20 protein-coding genes are annotated in these 24,221 nt (G+C 41.2%); 1 reads left to right on the top strand and 19 read right to left on the bottom strand.

All coding sequences use genetic code 11. The features are described 5' to 3' along the window. Positions 1-221: 221 nt before the first annotated feature. The 4 genes from H2245_RS02015 to H2245_RS02000 all read right to left on the bottom strand — a co-directional run bounded on the left by H2245_RS02015 (position 222) and on the right by H2245_RS02000 (position 6,088). A complete protein-coding gene (locus tag H2245_RS02015; RefSeq protein ID WP_182405478.1) occupies positions 222-653 on the bottom strand; it encodes an HIT domain-containing protein in 432 nt (143 codons plus the stop codon). A gap of 160 nt (positions 654-813) precedes the next feature. Then, positions 814-4,464 (bottom strand): transcription-repair coupling factor, encoded by a 3,651-nt coding sequence (gene mfd / locus H2245_RS02010; RefSeq protein ID WP_182405476.1) that lies wholly within the window; start codon positions 4,462-4,464, stop codon positions 814-816. A 274-nt stretch (positions 4,465-4,738) separates the two neighbouring features. Continuing rightward, positions 4,739-5,272: a ribonuclease E activity regulator RraA gene (rraA, locus tag H2245_RS02005; protein ID WP_182405474.1), complete on the bottom strand. Its 534-nt coding sequence runs from the start codon at positions 5,270-5,272 to the stop codon at positions 4,739-4,741. A gap of 117 nt (positions 5,273-5,389) precedes the next feature. After that, positions 5,390-6,088, bottom strand: a complete 699-nt coding sequence (locus H2245_RS02000) for an NAD-dependent epimerase/dehydratase family protein (protein ID WP_182405472.1) — start codon at positions 6,086-6,088, stop codon at positions 5,390-5,392. Between the two features lie 413 nt (positions 6,089-6,501). Here H2245_RS02000 and rpsT point away from each other — a divergent pair, with 413 nt between their 5' ends. Further along, positions 6,502-6,768 carry a 30S ribosomal protein S20 gene (rpsT, locus tag H2245_RS01995; protein ID WP_182405470.1) on the top strand — a complete coding sequence of 89 codons (267 nt, stop codon included), beginning with the start codon at positions 6,502-6,504 and terminating at the stop codon, positions 6,766-6,768. A gap of 183 nt (positions 6,769-6,951) precedes the next feature. On the opposite strand, the gene H2245_RS01990 is transcribed toward rpsT, so the two are convergent. The 15 genes from H2245_RS01990 to proB form a co-directional block, all read right to left on the bottom strand. After that, on the bottom strand, positions 6,952-7,719 hold the full coding sequence (locus tag H2245_RS01990) for a histidine phosphatase family protein (RefSeq protein WP_404944649.1): 768 nt from the start codon (positions 7,717-7,719) through the stop codon (positions 6,952-6,954). A 198-nt stretch (positions 7,720-7,917) separates the two neighbouring features. Further along, entirely contained in the window at positions 7,918-8,715 is a 798-nt protein-coding gene (locus tag H2245_RS01985; protein WP_182405466.1) for a metallophosphoesterase, read from the bottom strand. A 155-nt stretch (positions 8,716-8,870) separates the two neighbouring features. Then, positions 8,871-9,590 (bottom strand): orotidine-5'-phosphate decarboxylase, encoded by a 720-nt coding sequence (gene pyrF, locus H2245_RS01980; protein ID WP_182405676.1) that lies wholly within the window; start codon positions 9,588-9,590, stop codon positions 8,871-8,873. Between the two features lie 115 nt (positions 9,591-9,705). Next, positions 9,706-10,146, bottom strand: coding sequence for a lipopolysaccharide assembly protein LapA domain-containing protein (locus H2245_RS01975; protein ID WP_182405464.1), 441 nt, complete (start codon positions 10,144-10,146; stop codon positions 9,706-9,708). 110 nt (positions 10,147-10,256) lie between these two features. Beyond that, entirely contained in the window at positions 10,257-10,562 is a 306-nt protein-coding gene (locus tag H2245_RS01970) for an integration host factor subunit beta (RefSeq protein WP_182405462.1), read from the bottom strand. Positions 10,563-10,840: 278 nt separating this feature from the next. Next, complete coding sequence (gene rpsA, locus H2245_RS01965; RefSeq protein WP_182405675.1) at positions 10,841-12,532, bottom strand: 30S ribosomal protein S1; 1,692 nt, start codon at positions 12,530-12,532, stop codon at positions 10,841-10,843. Positions 12,533-12,853: 321 nt separating this feature from the next. Then, positions 12,854-13,615, bottom strand: a complete 762-nt coding sequence (gene cmk, locus H2245_RS01960) for a (d)CMP kinase (protein ID WP_182405460.1) — start codon at positions 13,613-13,615, stop codon at positions 12,854-12,856. Between the two features lie 170 nt (positions 13,616-13,785). Further along, positions 13,786-14,331: a tRNA adenosine(34) deaminase TadA gene (gene tadA / locus H2245_RS01955; RefSeq protein ID WP_182405458.1), complete on the bottom strand. Its 546-nt coding sequence runs from the start codon at positions 14,329-14,331 to the stop codon at positions 13,786-13,788. 43 nt (positions 14,332-14,374) lie between these two features. Then, a complete protein-coding gene (locus H2245_RS01950) occupies positions 14,375-15,130 on the bottom strand; it encodes a uracil-DNA glycosylase (RefSeq protein ID WP_182405674.1) in 756 nt (251 codons plus the stop codon). 176 nt (positions 15,131-15,306) lie between these two features. Beyond that, positions 15,307-17,856: an AAA family ATPase gene (locus tag H2245_RS01945; RefSeq protein WP_182405456.1), complete on the bottom strand. Its 2,550-nt coding sequence runs from the start codon at positions 17,854-17,856 to the stop codon at positions 15,307-15,309. 792 nt (positions 17,857-18,648) lie between these two features. Beyond that, positions 18,649-19,059, bottom strand: a complete 411-nt coding sequence (locus tag H2245_RS01940; protein WP_220464346.1) for an ATP-dependent Clp protease adaptor ClpS — start codon at positions 19,057-19,059, stop codon at positions 18,649-18,651. 137 nt (positions 19,060-19,196) lie between these two features. Beyond that, positions 19,197-20,156 carry a hypothetical protein gene (locus tag H2245_RS01935; protein ID WP_259365037.1) on the bottom strand — a complete coding sequence of 320 codons (960 nt, stop codon included), beginning with the start codon at positions 20,154-20,156 and terminating at the stop codon, positions 19,197-19,199. A gap of 307 nt (positions 20,157-20,463) precedes the next feature. Beyond that, positions 20,464-21,531 carry an N-acetyl-gamma-glutamyl-phosphate reductase gene (argC, locus tag H2245_RS01930; RefSeq protein WP_182405454.1) on the bottom strand — a complete coding sequence of 356 codons (1,068 nt, stop codon included), beginning with the start codon at positions 21,529-21,531 and terminating at the stop codon, positions 20,464-20,466. 111 nt (positions 21,532-21,642) lie between these two features. Beyond that, positions 21,643-22,779, bottom strand: coding sequence for a uroporphyrinogen decarboxylase (gene hemE, locus H2245_RS01925; protein ID WP_182405451.1), 1,137 nt, complete (start codon positions 22,777-22,779; stop codon positions 21,643-21,645). Between the two features lie 153 nt (positions 22,780-22,932). Beyond that, positions 22,933-24,105, bottom strand: coding sequence for a glutamate 5-kinase (proB, locus tag H2245_RS01920; protein WP_182405449.1), 1,173 nt, complete (start codon positions 24,103-24,105; stop codon positions 22,933-22,935). Positions 24,106-24,221 lie beyond the last annotated feature (116 nt).

The following is a 24,221-nucleotide window of genomic DNA, read 5'->3' as shown; positions in this document are numbered from 1 at the left end:
CGTAGAGCAAATAAAATAGCAAAAAGCATGATTATGCCTGATCACTCTTAATAACTATAGATAAACACATCAGAATATTGGCTTTATATTGTGTTTAACAATGATACTTACCCTGCTTACAAAGAAAGGCAGAAAGTTAATAGCACCACTGTGGGCAGTAGCGCATGGGTTATATATCTTTAGAGGTTATAGAATTGAGATAATAATTTTTAAATTATATCCTACATCTGCCAATCAAAAGGCATTTGATGATGACCACGTAGCGCCATCATTAACGTTTGTTGCATTTGCGCTAAGACTTGCTGAGTATAAGGAACTGCTGGTACGCCCCACACAGGATTTGGCCATTGCATGTCGTTCTGATAGCGAACAATATGATGGAAGTGTAGCTGCGGAACTTGATTACCAAGCGCTGCGACATTCATCTTTTCTGCCTGAAAAGTTTTAGCCAGTTGGCTTGATAACCAGCTTGATTCACGTAAAAACTGTACTTGATCCGACTCAGACAGCTCATACAACTCTTTGATACCAGAAACACGCGGTACTAAAATCAACCAAGGAAACTGGCAGTCATTAATCAAACGACACGTCGATAATGGAAAATCGCCCACCAAAAAACTATCGGCAGCAAGCTTAGGATGCAATTGGAACATAATGACGGTTTCTCTTGTTATAAAGTATCAATAAAAGTAAATAAGACATTAGAAAAAATAGATATTGGCGTTATTTTATCAGGTATCTACGGGATAAAATAGCGCCATTACCTAATAGGTTTTTATGATCAGCCCGTATCTACTTAAGTTTAACCTATTGCTAACTTGTCTCCGCCACCATGTGCTCGCTAAAATAACGTAACAGCTCTTGTACGGCAGTAACCCGTAGCTGTGCAGTCTCGAGCTTGTCCGCATTACTATAGCGAATACCTGATGCACCATTCATACGATAACGCTGACTGTCTGACTGTATTAATTTAATAATAGCTAGTGCATCAACGGGCGTGTCGGGGGCAAACTCCAGTGTCATACTACTAGTACTGGCATCTATTTTATTAATCTTTAATGGTTCAGCTTGCAGACGTAAACCGTGAACCGCAAATAGCTGCTTAGTTTGATCTGGCAAGATACCGAAGCGGTCTATCATCTCAGTACGAATGTCGACCAATGTTTCTTTATCATCAGCATTACTAATACGCTTATAAAACAATAGTCGCTGAGGCACATCATGCACATACTCTTCCGGAATAAGTGCCGATGCACGTAAATTAATCTCACTAGTTAGAGATAGCGGCGTATTTAAATCCGGCTCTTTGCCAGCCTTAATCGCTTTAGTAGCACGCTCCAGCATATTCATATATAAGCTAAAACCAATCGCTTGCATATTACCACTTTGCTGTTTACCAAGTAATTCACCAGCGCCACGAATCTCTAAGTCTTCACTTGCCAGCATAAAACCAGCACCTAACGTATTGGCACGCTCAATGGCATGTAGGCGACGCTTGGCATCCCCTTTAAGACCTTTAATTGATGGCACTAGCAAGTAGCAGTAGGCTTGATGATGGCTACGACCTACCCGACCACGCAGCTGATGTAATTGCGCTAAGCCAAATTTATCAGCGCGCTCAATGATAATGGTATTTGCATTGGGCACATCAATACCGGTTTCGATAATTGTCGAACAGATAAGGACATTGAACTTTTTATGATAATACTGCTGCATAACTTGTTCTAGTTGCCGCTCTTGCATCTGTCCATGCGCCACCCCGACGCGCGCTTCTGGCACCAGTTCACGAATGGTCTCTGCCATGCGCTCAATACTGGCAACATCATTGTGTAACACATACACTTGCCCACCGCGTAATAGCTCACGCAAAATAGCTTCTTTCATTAAGGCGTCTGTCTTTTGCATGACAAAAGTTTTAATGGGCAAGCGTCGAGCGGGCGGCGTTGCGATAATCGACATGTCACGCATACCCGAGAGCGCCATGTTAAGGGTACGTGGAATTGGGGTTGCCGTCATCGACATGCTATCGACATTGGTCTGAATGGCTTTGATACGCTCTTTATGACGGACACCAAAACGATGCTCTTCATCGACAATCATTAAGCCTAGATTGGCAAATTTAACATCAGGCTGCAGCAGTTTATGGGTACCAATGACAATATCAACTTTACCTGCTGCTAAATCCGCTAGCACCATCTCTTGATGTTTTTTACCACCGAATCGTGACAAGGATTCAATACGCACCGGCCAATCAGCAAAACGGTCTAAGAAATTGTCTTCATGCTGACCGGCTAATAGAGTGGTCGGTACCAACACTGCGACTTGATAACCTGCACTAACAGCAATAAATGCAGCACGCATTGCCACCTCAGTCTTACCGAAGCCTACATCACCACAAATAAGGCGATCCATCGGCTGATTTTGCTTCATGTCATGCATAACAGCATGAATGGCATTGGCTTGATCTGGCGTTTCTTCAAACTCAAACTGACTGGCGAATAACTCATATTGCGAACTATCGATTGTAAAATGAATACCTACCTTTGCCTCACGCCTTGCTTGTATATTGAGCAATTCGGCAGCGATATCATGAATCTGTTCCAGTGCTTTTTGTTTGGCTTTATCCCATTTACCACTACCGATTTTATGCAAAGGCGCAAGCGCCGGATCACCGCCACTATAACGGCTAATTACCTGCAAATGAGCAACCGGCACATAAATACTGGCATCATCGGCATATTTTAGATGAATAAACTCTTGCTCACCATCACCCACATCTAAAGTAATCAAGCCACTATAACGCCCAATTCCATGCTCAATATGAACAACGGGACTGCCCTCGGTCATCTCCGTGACACTCTTGACTAAGAACTCTTCTGATACCCCACTTTGGCGTCTTCTCCGTGTTTGTAGAACTTGTTTGCCAAAAAGCTGGGTCTCACTAATCAGCACCAATCGTTCAGGGACATAGACCCCACGCTCAATCGGAGCAACGGTAAGCCCAACATGCGGACGACCTTTATTGATGATAGTAACGTTATCCGCTGCCAAGAATTCTTTAAAGCTGGCATACGCAGTGATATCAATCTTACCCTTGAATAACTCAATTAAAATCTCGCGGCGACCAGCAGTTTCAGCGACGATTAATACTGGCGTGCCCGTTTGCGCTTGCAAATGTAAAAAATCCAGCAACTCGGCTAACGGTTCTGCTTTTTGATGATTGACAGACAACTGCGGCGGCACCTGTGCGCGCAAGGTCACGAGCCCTTGCAACTGGCTGCTTGCCAATACTAGCTCGTTACGTTCACTTAATATTACGCGTGGATAATTATTGAGATGTTCATTTAACGTATTGGACAATAAATACAATATTTCAGGAGCAACGATAGGCTTATCAACATCGTGCCGACGCTCCTCATAACGACGTTGGATTTGTGACCAATAGTCGGCTTGGCGCTCAGCGATAGATTCATCGGTAATAAATAGCGCGTCACTGGGTAAATAGGCAAATAGACTACTTTCTTGCGCCCAATCACTCATATCAAAAAATAGGGGCTGATAATATTCAAGCCCACTTGCCGCAATCCCTGCCATCACATCTTTATATAGCTCAAATTTACGACTACTGGTGTTAGGAAACATAGCAGCAAAGTTCGTGCGAAATGTTTCTTTACCCTCTTCTAACGGAAACTCTTTTGCAGGTAATATTTGGAACTGTTCAATCGACTTTGAGATATCTGGTAGCTTGTGCAGTAGCGACAAGGACTCTTGCCCCATACTTTTATCATTGCCTGCAACCAGATTTTTTAAATCCTCTTCGGTCAGCGTACGTTGCGTTTGCGGATGAAAGAAACGAATGGTCTCAATCTCATCATCGAATAAATCCAGCCGTAATGGAAAAGGCTGCCCCATCGCAAAGATATCAATAATACTACCGCGTACCGCAAACTCGCCCGGCTCAAACACATTGTCAACCGCACGATAGCCTGCTTTTGCCAATAACTCGCGCTGGGTATTAATATCAAAACGATCGCCAACGCTCAAATCAAAATGTTGTCCTATCAACCAGCTGGGCGGTGCAACTCGGTGCATCAACGCTTGTATTGAAATCAAAAGCACGCCCGAAGTCGGCATATCTGTTAAGAGATTAATACGCTCGCTAACAATGTCTTGATGTGGCGACAATTCATCATAGGTCAAAGTTTCCCAATCTGGGAACACATAGGCATCCACACCGCAAAACGCCAACTCCGTTTCTATTTGATTGAGCTGGTTTTGATCGCGCGTTACAACCACCTTTAGACGGCTTGAGACCTCCCATAATGGGGTTTGTAGTAAGCTTGCCAGCCATAAGCTCCCAGCCGCACCATGAGCAGGTGCCAGCCAGCGCCGCTGCGTATGTGGAATAGGAAATAACTGCTGATTAATAGGGGCAAAGGCGTCAGTTAAAGCAGAGATAGGCATGGCATATAGGATCGAAGTTAAGGGATAGAATGGTATTATACGAAGAATTTCAGGATTGACCAAAATTTATGCCGTAACGGTTTGTCATCAGGCATAGCGATCACAATATGATTACAATTTTTTAGATATTATTATTAAAAAATATAATTAAATTATGGGGCAATAAATAGCAATGACAGTAAAACCCCAGTATATTTACTGAGGCTTTGCTTTATAAGCATATTTGAGAAACATACTTATTCTTATAAAATTATTGATAAAAGCTAATAAAAAATTAAATCAATGGGTTATCGCTAGCAATCATACCATTGTTATCAGCGTAGATGAACATACCAGAATTTAAGGTTAAGTCGCCAAAGCTAATTTCAAGGTCTGTCTGACCTTCATTGCGGCGATTAGATTTGCGTGGAATACAGCCTAATGCCATGACGCCTAAGTCCATTTGAGCCATATCATCGACGTCACGGACGCAGCCATATATAATCACCCCTGCCCAGCCATTAACAATGGCTGATTCAGCAATCATATCGCCTAACAGAGCGCAGCGCATCGAACCACCACCATCAACCACCAAGACTTTGCCGTTGCCATCTGTATCTTTGCCGTCACTATTTAATAGCTCTTTAACTCGGCTATTGTCTTCAAAGCATTTTACCGTGACAATCTCACCGCAAAATTTATCTTTACCACCAAAGCTATAAAAGGATTTGCCTTCAATATTAGGCAAGCAAACTTGAGATTCAGGGTTAGCATCCAATAAATCACAGGTTACAAAATTTTTTTTATCAATCGTGGTCGCTTCTGACATGATCACATTCCTTGTTAGTATTTATGTAGTAGTTAATGACTTTGTAGTAGTTAATAAGTTAGTGGCTAATGAGTCATTATGGATGGATGGCACCATTTTTTATCGTCAGCTAGCTTACTATTTTGCTCGTGTCATCGCAAGCATCTGCTTATTTTCAATAATAGTTAAACGCTCAAGTGACGGCGCAGTATGGTATTTGCGGCGCTCATAGCTGTCTTGGGCCATCATTGCCATAGCAACGGCGACACGCTGGGCAGAAATCGGATGCAGCGGCAACGATTCAGATACCAAAGGTGAAATCAGCTGAAACGCTTTTTGACTGATACTCTCAAGGGGTCGACCCTTGTGTTTACCCAATAATAATGAAGGGCGAAAAACTAATAATTGAGCGAAATTAAGGGCTTTAATTGCCTGTTCTGTCTCTGCTTTCACCCGATTATACAAAAAACGGCTGTCGATTTTGGCATTCATAGAGGACAGTAGAAAGAAGTTTTCAACGCCTTTGTCATGGCATAATTTGGCAAAAGTCACATTATAGCCATAATCAACCTTGCGAAATGCTTCATCACTTCCTGCCTGCTTTTTCGTGGTACCCAAACAACTAAAAGCATCAGTGGTCCGATCAGCACCCACGCTAGCAAATATTTCTGGCAGATTATCAAAATCGTTTGTCTGATAAAAGCGCATACTGGCGTTGATATAGCGAGGTGGACGCCGAGCAATCACAATCAGAGTCTCATAAAGCTCACTGAGCTGCTTAATCAGGTGTTGCCCAACCAACCCTGTTGCGCCGATAACAATTGCTTTTCGCTGCATATCTTACCCGTCTTTTTGATTTATAGAATAGCTTGTGAATACGTCGTATCAAAATTATGCCTGATTTAGCTTTTAAATATACTATAAAGGTACGCTATAACAGCACCGAGTATTCATAATATATTGTAAGATATCTTATCAGTTTGCCTATTGTTAGCACAAACGCCACACTTCTTTAGCCATTGCTCATCAAATATATTGTCCTAAGCGCAATAATTTGCTAAGATATCCGGCTTTACACGTCAAAGCTATTTAATTATTCCAAACGGCTTTGACGCAAGCGATGACTGATTAGTATTTAGCATCGATATCATATTTGACGAGACGGCTACTCGTCACCGATGATTGTACAACTCATTATTTATTGCAATCAACTTTCATATTCTTACCTGTCTTTTATAAAGGAGATACGCGTGGCTAATACTGCACAAGCTCGTAAACGCGCCCGTCAAAACACCAAACTTCGTCAACATTCTGCCTCACAACGCTCAATGGTTCGTACTTTTTTGAAGCGTGTTGATGCAGCCATCGCAGCTAAAGACTATGATGCGGCAACTGAAGCGTACAAAAAAGCGGTACCAGTTCTTGACCGTATGGCTGACAAAGGTATTATTCATAAGAATAAATCTGCTCGTCGTAAGAGCCGCCTAAACAAAGCAATCAAAGCACTACAAGCTTAAAATTAGCTAAGTTTAGCTCATATAGATAGAAAACCTTGTCCTAGTGGCAAGGTTTTTTTATGGCAGTGTTATTTCTATCGCAGTATTTTCTAGAACAAAATCTTAGAATATCGCTAAGATAAAATATTCAGATAGTATGATATCTTTAACATTCATCTTTAATCATTATTGAACCCTGCCCCATCATCTCCATTTAACTTCTGGTGGAAGTAACAGCTTACTTGGTGCAAAGCCCGTTGCCCGATAACTCTCTAATAAGCTACAAATCGGACGCTGATAGACTACCCCTCTCCATACAAAATACGCACTCGCCTCAGTAAAGGGTTTTTCATCGAACCACAAAAATACCCCTTCCATCATTTTTGGCCAATCATTCCAATCAATTTCAGGCACATCTAACATCACCCCTAAAAACGCCGATAATAAAGTATCATGACTGACTGCAAGCATTAACTGCCCAGGCTTTGGTTGATATTGATAAAACAGCGATAAGATATCAATTCCACCTTGATAGGCATTTTTGGTACCCTCAAGATTGCCTTGCAAAAATCGATTGATGAAATTAAGTACCCCGATCTCTTTAAACACCACGCTGGTAAGTTCAGGTTCCGTCACCAAGCTTCCAGGTTCGACCAACAGGGGTTGCTCAGTAATAAGACGCTGTAGCCCTGCCCCTTCCTGCATCAGCTGCGCCGTATCGATACAGCGCCCAATGGGGCTGGATATGCTATCAACATCAAGAGAATAAGGCAGATGACTGGACAACCATCGCCCCCAAGACTTCGCGAGTACGCGCCCTTTAGCGGTCAACGGTAGCTGATAACTGGCAAAGCCCTTACCATCAGAGCGCTCGCGTAAAGAATGTCTGGTAAATAGAATAAGACGCTTATTCTCAGGCAGTAAGCTTACTGAAGACATCATGCTGTCTGGCAGGTGCGCAGGCGCAGGCATATCTAATTTCAGCGTACTGCTGGGCTCAGATAACAGAAGAGAATAAGAAGAATCAGTAGAGAATGTCGTCATAAAGAATAGACTAGCAGATTTTTTCGGCGCACGGTACAGAATACAAACTTCGTAGCAATAGAGCGCTAAATCTTAAAATAGGAATACGTAACTGGTAAATATTTGAACCAGCATTCAATAGAGGACTTAATCAAGAATAACCACTTTATCCCAAGCGAAAGATAGAGCAGTACTACTGACTTCATTTGGATACGCACGCGGGTTAACGACCACACGCGTATTATGCAGCTGATAATCAAATGCCTCGTGCGTATGCCCATGAATCCATAGTTTTGGTGCCCAAGGCTCTGCCATCCACCCTGAAAAATCACTCACAAATGCCGCATTACTTGGCAAATCAGAGTATTTTTCAGACACTGATAATGGGCTAATACTATGATGGCTCATTACCACGATGGTTTTATCCAGTTGCTTTGATTCTATTAATGCCTGTTGTAACCATTGCCGCTGCTTGGCATGTAGCTGCATTGATAATTCAGGTGAAAAAAGCTCATTACCCGCATAAATTTGCTTATAATCACGCATAAAACGCTTAGCGACTGCCATTGTGTCCGCATCTGCTTGATATTGATAATCCGTCCATAAAGTACAACCTAAAATGCGTATTTTTCCAATGTCTATATGCTGGCACTGAAGCACTTTAAGCCCTTGATTAGACACGGCATCATAATTATCCCAAGTCGCCAGCTTTTCGTCAAAATGCAGCACATCTTCATTAAAGTACTCATGATTACCAGCAACAGTAACAATAGGCACTGCTAAGTGCGCAGCTTGCTCTTGTAACCAAGCCATACCGCTATCACTATTTGCGGTATCACCCGCCACTAACACAATATCTGCATCGGTTTTCGGGATACAACCTATTGGATGCGACTGTCGAACATAGCTATCTATATGTAGATCACTTAATATTTGTACTTTCATAGGATACAGTAGAGGTAGTGAATTTAATAAATTAGGATATTTAGTGTAGCACTTAATACTCGCTCGTCAAAAAATAAAAAAAGCAACTTAAGGCTGCTTTTTTATAGTTAAAGGCATTCTTTATTACTACTGTATATACCTACTATATCTAATGGCTACGCTATACTTTGCAATATGGTTTGTAGTTTCGCTAAAGGGTCATCAGCTTGAGTAATAGAGCGACCGATAACCAAATAGTCAGAACCATCTTGCAATGCCTGCGCAGGCGTACAAATACGGTGCTGATCATCTGCACTGTCCTCTAACATACGAATACCAGGCGTTACTAATTTAAAGTCAGCCCCACACAAGACTTTTAATACTTTAGCCTCTTGAGCAGAACAAACAACACCATCCAAACCCGACTGCTGGGTCAGCTGGGCTAAGCGGCTTACTTGTACATCTAGAGAATCATTAACGCCAATTTGTGGTAAACCTTCTTGACCCATAGAAGTCAGCACCGTCACTGCAATCAATAAAGTGTCATAATGACCAGTAATCAGCTTTTGCTTAGCTAACGACATTGCAGCGCTGCCAGCACTAGCATGGACATTTACCATCCATACCCCTAAATCAGCCGCGGCTAATACTGCTTGTGCCGTGGTATTCGGAATATCATGGAATTTTAAATCTAAAAATACATCAAAGCTACGCTGTTGGAGCGCTTGCACAATAGAAGGTCCAGCACGGGTGAATAACTCTTTGCCGACCTTGAGCCTACATAGAGCAGGATCTAAATTATCAGCCAAAGACAAGGCAGCTTCCACCGTTAAGTTATCTAATGCAACGATAATAGGGGAAGTTACCCTATTACTATCTGTGCTAGTAGCAGTCATATCAATCATGAATTTACCATTTTGTTTCAAAATTTTATTATTGAGCGCTATTTCATGAATAGCACTCAGCTCATATTTATTCTAATCGTTTCCATTACAATAACTTTTATTATAATCAATCACGTTTCTGCTTAGTTAAAACCTTAGGATCGTCAGCATAATTAGTAGTCAGCTGCCCTGTGGTCTCGTATAAATGCAATCCTTCCGTATTAGAGGGCACCGCATTGGTACCATAAACCGCTTCTTCTACAGTAGGGGCATGCGCCTGACGGTCAATTACCACATGCGCTTGCACTAGCTGCTCTTCCAAATTTTTATTCAGCTTTTGTAACCGAGAGATTTCCCACTTATTCTGTAGCACGCGGAATATTAATAATGCCAACAGAATGCCGATGACAATACCAAGAATCAGACCAAGGATTAACAAGAGCCCCAAATTCATAGTAGGCGCTTGCGAGAACAATAGATTAACCCCAATTTCCGTATTATTAGCCAATACGAGACCTAGTGCATAAGCGAAGCTCAAAAATAATAATATCAATAATAAAATGCGCATAATAATTATCTCCCCTAAAATTCATAGTAACGAGTAAGCCACTCGCTTGGATTAGTAATAAATATTAGCATTCATTCTATTGAACAATTGTAGTTATTATCTATTCGGTTTTATGATAAAGCGATATTATCATTGACGGCTTCTCGCAAAGCCTTACCTGGTTTAAAATGTGGAATTGCTTTGGCAGGAACGGGCACACTTTCTCCTGTCTTAGGATTACGACCCGTACGCGCACGGCGATGATGCAAGCAAAAACTGCCAAAACCGCGAACCTCTACTCGACCATCATTTGCCAACGTGTCTGTCATGAGATTTAAAATCTCACGCACGGCATCATCAATGACCATATCGGTCATATGGTCACAATTAGCACTCAAATTGTTAATAAAATCTGACTTATTAATAGCTTGTTGCATTATTACGCTTGCCTCAATGATTAATGATTATTAAAACGAAAGGATGCTAGGTAAATATAGTAGCCCATACTTAAAAGTTCACAATGTTTCAAGTACTTAGCTTCATTTTACATTTTGTAACGCAAGGTTGCAAATATTAGCGCGTAATAAATAGAGAGAGTACTTAAGTTTAACTTTGTACTTCACTACCTAGTAATTAAAGCATCGCTAAAACGTAGACAAAAAAAAGCGACCGAAGTCGCTTTTTTTATTACTATTGATTTTTGGGAGCGTAAAACTTACTGCATTTGCTCTTTAATCAAATCACCAATTGTTTTTGGCTGTGCATCAGTTGCTGCTGCTTGTGGCGCATTGCTGCTGCTTAGCTCTTTAATCGCTTGACGCTCTTCAGCTTCATCTTTTGCTTTGATTGACAGGCTGATGTTACGTGTTTTACGATCAACGCTGATGATTTTCGCTTCAACATCATCACCAACATTTAAATGCTTAGTTGCATCTTCAACGCGGTCACGTTGAATCTCTGAAGCACGTAAGTAAGCTTCTACTTCGTCAGCAAGTTCGATCGTGGCACCTTTAGCATCGACTTCTTTTACTTTACCATTAACGATGGCACCACGGTCATTGTTGACTAGGTATTCGTTAAATGGATCAGAAGTTAATTGTTTTACGCCTAAGCTGATACGATTGGCTTCTGAATCTACAGACAATACCATTGCTTCTACGGTGTCGCCTTTGTTGTAGTTGCGGATAGCTTCTTCGCCAGTTTCGTTCCAAGAGATATCAGATAAATGTACTAGACCATCAATACCACCGTCTAAACCGATAAAGATACCGAAGTCAGTGATTGATTTGATTGTGCCAGTGATTTTATCGCCACGCTCATGTTTCTTATCAAACTCATCCCATGGATTAGCAAGAGTTTGTTTGATACCTAAGCTGATACGGCGACGTTCTTCGTCGATATCAAGGATCATTACTTCAACTTCATCACCCACTTGAACTACTTTTGATGGATGAATATTTTTGTTGGTATGATCCATCTCTGATACGTGAACTAGGCCTTCAACGCCTTCAGAAATCTCAGCAAAACAACCATAATCAGTCAAGTTGGTAACGCGTGCTTTAACCACACTACCTACTGGGTAAGTGCCGCCAACGTTATCCCAAGGATCAGTACCCAATTGTTTTAGACCTAGGCTTACGCGATTACGCTCACGGTCAAATTTAAGTACTTTAACTTTAAGGTCTTGACCCACTTCAACCACTTCAGATGGGTGCTTGATACGGCGCCATGCCATATCAGTGATGTGCAATAGACCATCAATACCACCAAGATCAACGAATGCACCATAATCAGTAAGGTTCTTAACGATACCTTCGATCTCGATACCTTCTTCAAGTTTGTTCAATAGCTCTTCGCGCTCAGCTGAATTTTCAGCTTCCATAACGGCACGGCGGCTGACCACAACGTTGTTACGTTTTTGATCAAGCTTGATAACTTTAAATTCTAACTCTTTACCTTCTAGGTGCGTCGTATCACGGATAGGACGAACATCTACCAATGAACCTGGTAAGAAAGCGCGCACAGTACCGATATCTACTGTGAAGCCACCTTTTACTTTGCTAGAAATAATACCTTTGACAATTTCATTATTATCATAGATTTTTTCAAGGATATTCCACGTCTCGACGCGTTTGGCTTTTTCACGTGACAGTAAGGTGTTACCCATACCGTTATCAACCGCTTCAACCACGACATCAACGCTATCGCCAACTTCTACTTCAAGCTCGCCTTCGTCGCTTAAAAATTCTTCACGTGCAACGATGCCTTCAGATTTCAGACCAGTGTCTACTGTAATCCAATCACTATCGATCGCAACAACAGTACCGGTAATAACCGAACCACGTTCGATATCCAGACCCTGATTTTCAATACTTGCTTCAAATAGTTCAGCAAATGATTCCATTATGTCTACCTTTGTATAGCCGTATCCTGTCCAGCACAGTACGGATCAAATTTATGAAGATGTAAAACGAGATACTGGTTTTATATCTTATATCTTCATATAAAAAAACAGTTGTTGCTAAAAAGCAGACCTTTGATAATATTCATCAGTAGCACTTGCTAGCAACACATGTCTTCATAATCGTTAAGCAACATCTTATAATAAGACGACGTATATTTAATAACTATTATTTTATACTAAAAAAAGATATAAAGGGCGATTCTATCTATTATATCTTAACGCTATGGTTCAAAAAGCTAATTTAATTTTAATAACATTCTACTCTTACTGAAAACAAATACCTTGCGACTGACAATAGGCTTTAATCTGTTGATATACTTTAGCGGCATCAAGGTTCGAGCTATCAATCACAAGTGCATCATCGGCAGGTTTTGAAGGCGCCGTTGTACGATTTTCATCACGTTCATCACGAGATTTAATCGTCGTTAAAATAGTGGAAAAATCAGCATTTTGTCCGGCATTCATCAGCTGAGTCACACGGCGCTGCGCTCTAGCTTCAGCACTGGCAGTCAAAAAAACTTTAACATCGGCATCAGGAAAAACAACTGTACCCATATCGCGACCATCAGCAATTAACCCTGAGCGGGTTGCCATATCCTGCTGCAGCTTTAATAATGCTTGACGAACTTTTGGAAAAACAGCTATTTGTGAGGCATATCCCCCAACCGTTTCATTCCGTACTTGCTCGCCTATGACATCATTATTAACAATAATATCGACTCGTCCTGAATCTACATTAGGTTTAAAAGCAATGTCTAGACTTTGCGTCAATACCAATATGGCATCTTCGTTAATCGGCTGCTGACCATCAATACTAATCAGTCCTACCTCGAATGCTTTTAAACCAACGATACGATATAAAGCGCCTGAGTCGAGAAGCTGATAACCTAAGGCTTGAGCCAAACGCCACGATACCGTACCCTTGCCTGCACCACTCGGTCCATCAATACAAATAACAGGATAAAGTAATGACTGTAGCTTATTATCAGCTGATACACATTTAGACAAAGAGCTAGCAAGGGTCATAGTAGGCACTTATAAAACAATATTGACTTATTTATCAATTGCTTAAATACGAATAAAGTAAGCACTGCTAAATAGAGCGCCATTATATCAAATAAACCTTACTATCACTAGTACTTCGACTGCTATCTTAAAATTTTACCAATGCTTGTTTATTATTTACTAACTACTTTTCATACTTTTTTCTTTGAACTTTGTCTGCGCTTACGAAAAAATTCCTTTAGCATCTGGCTACTATGCTCAGCACACAAACCTTGCTGTACTTCAATCGTATGATTATAAAAAGGCTGCATCGGTAAGTTTATTTGACTACCAACCATACCTGCTCTCGGCTCAAAAGCAGCATAAACCAGCCTATTAACCCGCGCGTGAATCAGCGCCCCGATACACATGGTACATGGCTCTAATGTCACATATAATGTCGTTTGCTGTGGTAAACGGTAATTACTTAAACGTTGACACGTATCCCTTAAGGCGACAATTTCAGCATGAGCCGTGGCATCGCAGCGTCCAATCGGCTCATTAAAGCCTTCACCAATGATCGCTTGCTCATGAACCAGCACCGCACCCACAGGCACTTCCCCACATTTAGCGCCTTGTCTTGCTAGCTCCAACGCATATTGCATCCATTTGACATCTTGACTAGACCAAAATTTGGCGGCACTTATACTATTGGTCGGGATAAGGTGTGGCTGTATCAGTCGGGTGTTGATATACATACTTATTGCCGCTCAACTTACTATTTATTTTATTAATAATCAACTACTGTGGCAACTGCCAGTCTATCGGTATTTTGCCATATTGCACGAGATAATCATTAGTTTTAGAAAAGGGTTTAGAGCCAAAAAACCCGCCCCGATTGGCAGCCAGCGGTGATGGATGAACAGCGGTTAAAATTAAATGCTTATCAGTATTGATATACTTACCTTTCTTCTGAGCTTTACTACCCCACAGGATAAATACGGTGTGCTCCGTTTGTTCATTAATAATGTTAATCACAGTATCAGTAAATGGCTCCCAGCCTGCATTTTGGTGACTATTTGGCTCTCCCTCATTCACCGTCAATGAGCTATTAAGTAACAGTACCCCTTGCTGTGCCCAAGAGGTCAAATCTCCATGCGCCGAAGGTTTAGTACCGATATCACTTGCCATCTCTTTTAGTACATTATTCAATGACGGTGGCTTAGGAATCGCCTTTGGAACCGAAAAAGACAATCCCATTGCTTGCCCTGGGCGATGATAGGGATCTTGACCTAAGATGACTACTTTTACTTGTGATAAAGGAGTTAAATTAAAGGCATTAAACATTAACGGCGCTGGTGGATAGACGCTAATATCAGACTGATAAGCCTGCTTTAAGAACTCCCGTAGTGCATCCATATTTTCGGAGGTTAATTCCTCTACAAGCGCCTGTTTCCAATCTTCGGGTAGGCGCACCTTATCTAAAATTGCCTGTTTTTCTGCTGCTGTTTTGGTAGTAGTAGCAGATATCGTTTTTTCATTCTCAAATAACTGCATCATGCGTTACCTTTTTATTAATAGTAAGTATTAATGAATATTAAGTGATAGTAACAAAAAACAAGGCATAAATTCAGTATAAACATTACGAACTATGCTAAAAAGAACCATACCAAAAACTTCGCATAAAAAAACGGCTACCGTAGTAACCGTTCTTTATAAAAAAGCAAGTTATACTAGCTGGCTACTGATTCAGAGTCTGAGCGTGGCTCATGAGTTTCCACCACTGTTAAGATGATTCGGCTATCTGCTGAACCTTTATCACTACTGATACTACTGCCATAGGTATCAGAAATAGATTTAGTAATAGAGACGCCATCTGCATCTGTTGCTTCGTCTTTTGGCTCTAACGTCAGATGAACAACGCCACCATTTACCAAGTCGCCAAACAAAATCATATTTGCCAAAGGTTTCTTGATTTCATCTTGAATCAGACGCTGCATTGGACGCGCACCCATCAAACGATCATAGCCTTTTTCGGCTAGATATTCACGTACCTCATCATCAATCTCTAAGGTCACTTGCTTATCATCAAGCTGAACTTGCAATTCAACCAAGAATTTATCAACAACGGACACGACAATTGACGTATCAAGTGGATTGAATTGAATAATAGCGTCTAAACGGTTACGGAATTCAGGACTAAATACGCGTTTTAACGACTCATTATTATCACGGCTATGGTCTTGTTCGGTGAAGCCCATAGACGAGCGGCTAATACTCTCAGCGCCTACGTTAGTCGTCATAATAACAATCACTTGCTTAAAGCTTGCAATCCGACCGTTATTATCTGTCAATGTGCCGTGATCCATGACTTGTAATAATAAGTTAAAGACATCAGGATGCGCTTTTTCTATTTCATCAAATAATAAAACACAATGTGGATGCTGATTGATTTTCTCGGTGAGTAAACCACCTTGATCGAAACCGACATAACCCGGCGGTGCACCAATCAAACGTGACGCCGTATGCGCTTCCATATACTCTGACATATCAAAACGAACTAACTCAACACCTAACAGATTTGCCAATTGGCGCGATACTTCTGTCTTACCAACCCCGGTTGGACCGGCAAACATAAACGAGCCGATTGGTTTTTCTGGTGCTTTAAGCCCCGCTCGTGACAATTTAATCGCATCTGCAAGCGTAGCAATGGCTTCGTCTTGTCCAAAGACTAAACGCTTTAAATCACGATCTAAATGTTCGAGAACACTCTTATCATCACTGGATACAGATTTGGGTGGAATACGTGCTAACTTGGCAACAATAGCTTCGATATCTGCCACATCAATTTTCATTGGTGGTTTTTGTTTTTTAACTTTACGCGTATCAGTTTTAGATTTGTCTTCAGCTTTGGCGGCTGCGGCTTCATCCTGCATTTCATTATCAATGTCGGTATCAGCAAGCACATCATCATTAAGTACTTGCTCTAAATCAGCAATCAAGCTATCTTCGGCATTGATGTCATCAGCGTCAGGAATTACGCCCAAACGCTTATAGGCACCCGCTTCGTCAATAACATCAATCGCCTTATCGGGCAGGAATCGTTCATGAATGTGCTTAGCTGATAACTGTACAGCGCTTACCAAAGCCTCATCTGTATATTCAACATTATGAAACTCCTCATAACGTGATTTTAGACCACGTAAGATGTCGATACTTTCATCAATGCTAGGTTCTTTAACATCAATTTTTTGAAAACGACGAGATAATGCATGATCTTTCTCAAATACTTGACGGTATTCAGTAAAGGTAGTCGAACCCACACAGCGTAACTCACCGTTAGCAAGCGCAGGTTTAATAAGATTAGACACGTCCATATTACTACTCATGGACGAGCCTGCGCCAATAATCATATGAATCTCATCGATAAATAAGATAGCATTGGGTTTATTTTTGAGCGCATCAAGCAATGATTTCATACGTTTTTCAAAATCACCGCGATATTTAGTACCCGCTATTAATGCACCTATATCAAGGCTATAAATCACACAACCACTTAATGGTTTTGGCGCTTTGTCATTGATAATCAACCATGCTAATCCTTCAGCAATAGATGTTTTACCAACACCCGGCTCACCGACCAATAGCGGGTTGTTTTTACGGCGGCGGCATAATACTTGCGCGGCACGCTCAATCTCGGGACCACGACCAATCAATGGATCAGTTTTACCCTCCGCTGCGCGCTGATTTAAATTACTTGCAAATTCTACTAGTGGATCTTTACTGGTACGCTCAGATGCACTACGACGCTCACCCGTCATGGACGCTCGTGGTTCCTCAGAGGACTCTTCTTTATCTTGACCATGTGAGAGATATTGGGTCAATTCTAAACGGCTAATACCTTGCTTTTTCAGCAAGTAAACCGCATAGGTATCATGCTCTGAAAACATAGAGACAAGAATATCTGAGCCTTCAACCAAGCGACCACCACCAATAGACTGTACATGAAATATTGCACGCTGCAAAATACGATCAAAGCTCTGGGTCGGCTGTGGCGACTGTTCTATATCCGCATCTACAGTTGGCGTATGCTTAGTAATATATGCCTCAAGCTCAGTACGCAAACTAGATACATTCGCATTGCAAGCAGTCAAAGTGTTAGCCGCATGCGTATTTTCTAATAATGCCAATAATAAGTGTTCAACCGTAAGATACTCATGCGACTTTTGACGCGCAAGTGTCATGGCTAAACGCAGAGAGACTTCAAGATGACGACTTAACATAAGGAGTTCCTACGGTTATACCTATCTCAATAGTGAGATAGTATGATGAATCACATGAATACTATATTAGGACATGCGCTACATTGTTCAAGGTTCACAGGCAGAGTTCAACACTGATTAATATCTTATTACATTACTTATTCAAGTTGTTCACAGCTATCGATGTAATTACCTCAATTATCAGTAATTGCACCTACCTTAGCTATTAGTAACTATTTATTAAAAATAAGAAAAGTTGTTGTCAGACTCTTGACTTCATATCAACATGATAAACAAAGATAGTCAATCCATTAACACGTTGTAAAATGTATCAAAGCTTATCTTTCACCTTTACAAGCGTCATGAAAAACTTTGAAATCCACTGTAATGGTTATCAATGGAACGGTAAAAATGCTCATAATGAATAAAGATATGCGTTTATAAAGTAGCGACTAATAGATAGAAAAAAGTAAGCAGAAAAATGGACAAATGAAGAATAAATTTGAGTCTAGAAACGTTACTGTATCTGGCTTTCAGAAAACAGAGTAAGAATTGCAAGATAATGATAAGCAATCAAAGTGAAGGGGTTTTATTTAATAGAGTCTGCAACGATAGCAGAGTAGTGACTGCGAAACATAAGCTTATAGAAATTATTAAAAAGCAGAATATAAAGAGCAATGAATTAAAGGCGTCAAGTTAAACTAGCCATATTTTAGTGGCATTATTAGATAAAAATATAAGATTAAAATGACAGTATTAAACTAACTATCTAGACTTTATATACGTAGAACACGGGGGCAAATAACAATTTCTTTATTCACCCTGATGCGGTTCAATTTGGGTTAACAAAGGATAACCTTCACGATGCGCCAAACTATTCACTTTTTTAGCTTTAGTTTCAGCGATATCCTTAGGGTAGATACCGGCAATGCCCTTACTACTATTATGAATGGTCATCATAATCTCAACGGCTGCATCAAGATTGTGGCGAAATTCAGACTGTAAAATATAGACGACAAACTCCATGGGCGTATAGTTGTCGTTATACATAACCACGGCATACATTGGTGGTTTAGCGATTTCAGGCTCCGCAACCAGTACATCGGTGTGCGGTGTGGTCTCACTTTCAGGATTATCGACCTGCGCACGATGACCGAATGGCAATGGTGGAAAATGCCAATCATCAATCATCAAATGCATATCAGTTAATTTATTTTTTATCATAGCAATCAGTATTCAACAAGGTATGTAAAAAAGGACTGGTGAATTCATATAAAAAGAGCACTATACCTCTTCTTATAGATAACGAATTTTATATAAGTAGTGAGCAGGTTAAGTATTATTATGCAAGAGCTGGCATACTATTTTTCTATACCTGCTTTACTATCAGTTTTACTGTTGGAGCTCGCTTTTTTAGTAGTGACTGGGCCATTACTAGCAATTGGGCTTTGATCCACTTCTGGTAAATCGAGCAATGATAAAGGCATATTATCAACCATATCACCTAGATTCCAATCATAAAGTTGCTCTACTTTTTGGTCGTCCGCTTCCAAATTAAGCTTAACCTGCAATGGCTTAAAGCCTGGTGGCATTACAAAACGTCCACGAATTCGAACGATGCCTCCAATAGCGTAATTAGCAGGGTCAAGCGGCACTTCTATAAAGTTATCTTTATCCTGTAAAGTTAAAGTGACTGCTAGATTTTTTGCTTGACCATCTTCACTCAGCATACCTACATCAAAACCAAACTCAAATGCATTCTCAGGGAGCGGGTCAATTTTAGCCCCAAGAATCTGTAGTGGCATACCACCTTGCTTAGTAATTAGCTTGGCATACAGCTCATTTAACTGAGAAACTTGCTGGCTTTCTACTTTAATCTCTTTTTGAGTTTCACGCAGTTCATCTAAATTGGTCAGACTAATAAGCAATTCTTGTTTAGCGGTTGCTACTTGATTGTTTAAAACTTTATTCTTAATTTTTAAGTCTTTTAATGATTTACTAGTCTGTTCGATATCGGCTACTGAGAGCTTGGTCTCACTTTGCAGCGCATAATACCCGCGTTGATAACCAAGCTTATGCCCAAGCATTAGTGCAACGATCGCGGTGACCAATACAGCTGCTACAAATAGAGCAAGTAACCAGGTTACTGTCACTGCGCCTTGCTGACTGCTACCCATACTTTGAGTACTTCCCACGTCTTGAGCGCTGTGAATAAGTCGTGGCTGATAAGCACGCGACAATTTATCGGGTGCAGAATCTGGCACACGACACGATAATTGTGCTGGCTGCAAGCGCAAGCGGGGGACAGTCTTAACACGCATCTAGACACTATCTCTTAACAGTAAAGCGAAATATTATAACGGAATTCAGAGTCAATACCTAGCATGGCGCTGTAAGCATGCTGACTTTACAGTAAATATCTTGTGATATGTCAGCGTTAGACCGTCTATTAAATACTCGATTAAACGTTATTTATTGGTTAGTAGTTATGAATAATGCATTAAATAACGTGGTATCTTCAGCATTGCTCATGATTATAAAAATTTGCTAGTGTCAATTCTAAAAAATATCTTCAAACAGAATCCTAAAAAATGATACTCAAAGCAAAAATATCTAAAATGTTATAGGTTAAGGAACAATGGGCGCAGCATTTAACCCTAAGGTTTCATCAAGTCCAAACATAACATTCATATTTTGAATGGCTTGTCCTGCTGCCCCTTTAACAAGATTATCTTGTACTACCAGTACTGTCAGCTCAGCCCGCTCATTGTCCTGATGCACAGCGATACGCAGACGATTGCTAGCGCGCACACTGCGTGTGTCTGGATAGATACCTTTTGGTAAAACATCAATAAAAGGTTCACGCTCATAAGCCGCTTCAAACTTTTTCTGCCAGTCAATACTTTTACCTGATTCAGTCAGTTCCATATGGATTGAGCTCAGCATACCTCGAATCATTGGCACTAAATGCGGTAAAAAACGTACACGATGGGCAAATTGACTGTTTAATAATAGCGCAATACCTTGTTCAATCTCCGGTAAGTGACGATGACCCGTTACCCCATACGCTTTGAAGTTATCTGTGGTTTCAGCATAGTTCAGTGCGAGACTGGCTTGACGACCGGCGCCTGACACGCCAGATTTTGCATCAATCACAATCCGAGCATCAATCAACTGTACTTCTTGTTCATTTTGCAACTCAATAATGGGCTTTAACCCTAAAATAGCGGTGGTCGGATAGCAACCGGGGTTACCAACCACAGTTGCAGTTGCAAGCTTATGGCGGTTGATTTCAGGCAGACCATAAACCGCTGTTTTTAGCAATTCAGGACACGTATGCGACTGCTGATACCAGTGCTCAAAATCTGATAAAGATTGCAAGCGAAAATCTGCTGCTAAGTCAATCACTTTAACACCAGCTTGGGTTAAGGCTTCTGCCTGTCTCATTGCTACGCCGTGCGGTGTGGCAAAAAACACCACATCACAGCGTTGCAGCATAGATAATGTATCATCGCCTAAATCACTAAATACTAGATCAGAGATACCGCGTAAGCTTGGAAATATCTCATCAGCACGCGTACCGGCTTCACTACGCGAGGTCAATAAATCAATAGACACTTCAGGGTGCGCTGATAACAATCGAATAAGCTCAATACCTGTATATCCTGTGCCACCGATAATCGCTGCTGAAATCATAAGACATCCTTTTTACTAATTATATCAACTGGGATAGTATTAAAATCTGTTTAACAAGCTAATAACGACCGTCATGGGTAACGATCATGGTTTTTATTACAATAGTTTCAATTAAAGCTGATACTCATGCACCGCATCAATAAAGACTTTAGCACGCTCAGGGTCAGCCCACTGCGTAATGCCGTGACCTAAGTTTGCTACATAGCCTGTCTTTTCGCCACATGCATAAGCACTATCTAACATCGCTTTGACTTCTTTGCGAATGGTTTCTGGTGAACCATATAGCGTGGCTGGATCTAAGTTTCCTTGAACGGCTTTGCGGCGCTGTGGCTGTTGGTAATGCTCACTTAATTGGCGTTCGCTTGCGCGCAAAACTTGGCGAGCACGGTCAATTGGCATCGTCCAATCAAGTCCCAAAGCATCCGCTTCACTGTCGGCTTGAATATCCAACCAAAGACCACCGCCTTTAGTAAATAAAATCACCGGAATAGTAGGATGACGTACCTTTAACTCCGCCACAATGCGCTTATTATAGGCATGGGAGAATTCAATAAATTGACGGTGACCCAGTGCGCCGCCCCAACTGTCAAATATTTGTAACGCTTGCGCCCCAGCAATCACTTGTGCATCTAAATAGTCAATCACAGCAATGGCAAGCTTATCTAATAATTGGTGTAAAAACTGAGGATTGCCATAAAGCATACCTTTGGTATAACGGTAATCTTTTGAGCCACCGCCTTCAATCATATAAGTAGCAAGCGTCCACGGACTGCCTGAAAAACCAAACAGTGGCACTGCTCCGTTAATCTCGGTACGGATACTGGTCACTGCACGCATGACGTAATCTAGAGAATCATTGACATCAAGAGTCGGTATTCTATCAAGATCTGCTTGGTTACGAATAGGGTATTTAAATTTAGGACCTTCGCCAGCTTCAAAATATAGACCCAAACCCATCGCATCAGGAATGGTCAAAATATCACTAAATAAAATAGAAGCATCTAAATCAAAACGGCGTAAAGGCTGTAACGTCACCTCAGTCGCACGCGCAGTGTCTCTACATAAGCTCATAAAGTCGCCCGCTTCAGCACGGGTGGCTTTATATTCTGGTAAATAGCGCCCTGCCTGACGCATCATCCAGACCGGAGTAGTATCTACTGGCTCAAAACGTAAAGCCCGTAATAATCTATCATTTTTTAGGGGAGCAAAATTTTGCTGAGGGGAGTTAACAGTATCCGAGAAGCTCATGCACCAATCTCCAAAATAGAACAATATTTATTATTGTCAGTGTTAAACATAGGGTGAGATAAAAATAACGATATTAATATTAAAACAAGGAATAATTTTATATATAACTAGGCACGCATCATTTTATTAGCAACAATTTAAACCGACAAGGTTTTACATTGACAACGCTAAGTTATCGCGGTGTACCATCACTACCCGCTCTTCTTTATTGCCAAAAATCTTACCAAACTGCTCTGTACGCTCACGAGCCACACGGCGCGCATCGTTTGATGAGAAATTCACCTGACCAATGGCTAAGCGTTCGCCAGTATCTTGATGGACAATTTCAACCACATCGCCTTCATCAAAATCACCACGCACCTCTACCACACCAACCGGTAATAGACTTCTATTATTTTCAATGACAGCACGAGCAGCACCGGCATCGACGATTAGCGTCCCTGACATCCGCAAATGCGCAGCTATCCATTGTTTGCGAGCTATAATTTTATCGTGCTCATTGGTTGTTAGTAACGTACCTACCGCTTCACCTGAGACTACGCGGGTAATGACGTCATCAATAGCACCGCTGACAATCACGGTTGGGCAACCACCCATAGCTGCTAAGCGACCAGCGCGGATTTTGGTTAACATACCACCACGCCCAAGCTTACCGCCATCGCCCGCAATATCAAACAAATAATCCGCCATGGCACGTTCTTGACGTATCATTTTTGCGTTGGGGTTGTGACGTGGATTGTCAGTAAATACGCCTTCTTGATCGGTCAAAATGATATATAAATCCGCATTGACCATTGCCGCTGCCATCGCGCCTAGCGTGTCATTATCACCAAATTTAATCTCATCAATGGTAATGGTGTCGTTTTCATTAATGACCGGCAGCACACGCCATTCTAACAACTGAGTCAATGCGCTACTGGTATTCAGATAACGGCTACGATTGGACAAATCATCATGAGTTAACAGCAGTTGTGAGCTTTGTATCCCATGCTGAATCAGGGCTGACCACCAGGTCTCAATCAAGCCCATCTGCCCTATAGAGGCACACGCTTGCAGCGCTGCTAACTTTTTGGGACGCTCGTCCAGATTCATACGTACCACGCCTTCGGCGACGGCACCCGATGACACCAGTAGCACTTCTATACCTTGATTATGCAGTTTTGCAATCTGTTTTGCCCACTCGTAAATGGCAGTTCGATCCAGCCCTCGCCCATTATTGGTTAATAATGATGAGCCAATCTTGACAATAACGCGCTTAATATCAAAGTTGCGGGTTTGCTTAACAAACCTTGCTTCTTCTGTCGTTTGTTCCATGTCACCTGCCATAAAAACTCCTGTATATTGCGGGATGGGTGTAAAAAATACGTCACATCATCTAAAACATAACGCATTTAAAAACTCGTTCTTCATTAATAAAATACTAATGAAAGATAAGTTAAAAA

It is taken from the genome of Psychrobacter sp. GP33, assembly GCF_014119005.1.
Classification (GTDB): domain Bacteria; phylum Pseudomonadota; class Gammaproteobacteria; order Pseudomonadales; family Moraxellaceae; genus Psychrobacter.
This window is presented reverse-complemented; position numbering and strand designations above follow the sequence as displayed.